3 protein-coding genes are annotated in these 1,912 nt (G+C 62.9%); all 3 read right to left on the reverse strand.

What is annotated here, in order from left to right; all coding sequences use genetic code 11:
• Nucleotides 1–104: 104 nt before the first annotated feature.
• The 3 genes from B7L68_RS08290 to B7L68_RS08300 all read right to left on the reverse strand — a co-directional run bounded on the left by B7L68_RS08290 (nucleotide 105) and on the right by B7L68_RS08300 (nucleotide 1,643).
• On the reverse strand, nucleotides 105–635 hold the full coding sequence (locus B7L68_RS08290) for a zinc ribbon domain-containing protein (protein ID WP_081247188.1): 531 nt from the start codon (nucleotides 633–635) through the stop codon (nucleotides 105–107).
• Nucleotides 636–771: 136 nt separating this feature from the next.
• Nucleotides 772–1,191, reverse strand: a complete 420-nt coding sequence (locus tag B7L68_RS08295; protein ID WP_081247189.1) for a hypothetical protein — start codon at nucleotides 1,189–1,191, stop codon at nucleotides 772–774.
• A 119-nt stretch (nucleotides 1,192–1,310) separates the two neighbouring features.
• Entirely contained in the window at nucleotides 1,311–1,643 is a 333-nt protein-coding gene (locus B7L68_RS08300) for a hypothetical protein (RefSeq protein ID WP_081247190.1), read from the reverse strand.
• Nucleotides 1,644–1,912 lie beyond the last annotated feature (269 nt).

Below are 1,912 nucleotides of genomic sequence, written 5' to 3' on the forward strand. Positions count from 1 at the left end.
GGTCGCCCCTGCCCGTGAAGACCCTACGAGCCGCAACCTCCTCTATCGTTGTGTCCGCCATGCAACAACAAGTCCCCATACTTAAATTATGGGGCCGGCATACTTTAACTGACCTCCTCCCCGAGGGTGGGGGTTCCCGCCCCGCGGGGAGGCGCCCTCGCCCCGCCTTCATAGGCCCCTCGGGCGGGGGTCGTGGGGCTGGCCCGGGCCAGCACCGCGGGCCATTTGTCGCCGGCCTTCAGCCGCGTGAGCGAAGTCCACACGGCGCGTGCGACGGGCCATGGGACAAGCGGATTCTTCCTCTTTGCGAGCTCTTTCGGCACGAGTCCTCTCTCCCTCTCCAGTCTCCTCTTCACGTCTCTCAGATCCCACCAAACCGCCTTCGTCCACCCCGCGGGGGTGGTTTTCCACAGCATGTTCAACACAGCCGCCGCGTCTCTATCCACGGCGTGGCCGCGGGGACACCGCAGCGTATGCCAATCGCCGTTGTCCCTCAGTAGCGCGAAGTGTATTGGACAGACCTTGCTGTTGCGGTAAGGCGACACGTATACTACTACGGAACCTCTCTCCGCCGCCTTGCCCTCAACGGCCCTTACGAGCTTTTTAAACGGAATCTGCTTGATGCGGTGCCTCAGCTCTTTTCTCTTTACCTTCTTTACGCCTTTTTCGCCTTCTTGCCCTTAATGCCTATCATCTCCTCCTGAGGGTTCTCGCCCAGATCCTCGGTTATAATTACGGCGGGGTCTCTTGTCACGTCGCGGGCGATCTGTCTCACGCTCGCCTCCTTCCGCCTCCTCTCCCTAAGCCTCCCCGCGAACCTCCTGAACTCCCTAGCGTCCGCGACGTTCTGCGCCCTTTCTTCACCGTCCCTGCCCGCGAAGGGGTATTTTCCCTAAGCTCCTCCAGCTTAGCGTTGCGGATGCGCTCATACCGCTCGGCGAGCCTGCCGAAGTCCGTCCTTATGGAGTAGACGGCGGGGTTTATATATTGCCTATTCCAGCTGGCAACCCTGTCCACCGTCGAGAGCAGACTCACCTTGGCGACCGCGACCGAGTTCTCGTTTACGTCGAAGGCGACGGCCTCCGCCGGAGGCTTCCTCTTGGGCGTCACGTTGAAGACGAAGACGGCGTACCACCTGCCCCTCCGCCGCTTCAGAATCAACGTGGACGCCAGCTCGGCCTCTTTGCGCAAGACTCTCCACCAGTAGAGCCAGAGGCGTCTATGGGGCTTTATCCAGACCTCCCTCCTCCCGCCGGGGAGCGACAGCGCCAGCCTAACGGGGCTGCTGAAGCCGCCGTCTTCCGGTAGCTTCAGCTATCCTTGGCGAAGCGGATCGAGACCCGCCTCACCTCGGGGCGGGGCTTGTGGACCCGGCCGTCCCTCCTCGCCTCCAGAAAGGATTTCCCCACCTCTACGCCCTGGTTCATGGCTTGCTGGACGAGCTGGGCGGGCAAGGGGTACAGCTCCCTAAAGCGGCGGTACAGCTCTTCGCGCTTCTCCCTCTCCAGCCTCCCCCTCTCTGCGACGTATACCGCCGCCTCCTCCACGATGCGGCGGTACGCCTCCTCCACGGCGGAAAGCTCGGGCGGCGGGCTCTCCACCTCCACGGCAACAGCCCTCCTCACGCTCCTCACGCTCTCCATACGCTAGCCTCCCACAAAAAAGCTTGACGAACCGCATCCCCGCCCTAAAGGGCGAGGCTTTCCGCTAAACCTTTATAACGCGGCTGCGCGGACCCCCCATGGGGTGTCCGGAGGCGCGTCCCTGCCGTTGAGGATATACAATACGGCCAGCAGGAGGGTGGAGCAGTTCGCGGTCGGGACGCCGGGCGTCGCGTCGGGCTACGTCTGCGGCATAACTCCCTACGACTCCGTCCACGTGGGGCACGGCAGAGTCTACGTCTTCTTCGACA

Source organism: Thermoproteus sp. CP80, from assembly GCF_002077075.2.
Taxonomy (GTDB): Archaea; Thermoproteota; Thermoprotei; order Thermoproteales; family Thermoproteaceae; genus Thermoproteus.

Excerpts from the sequence above, each read along its gene's own strand:
- B7L68_RS08300 (WP_081247190.1), bottom strand. The coding sequence starts at position 1,643 with ATGGAGAGCGTGAGGAGCGTGAGGAGGGCTGTTGCCGTGGAGGTGGAG.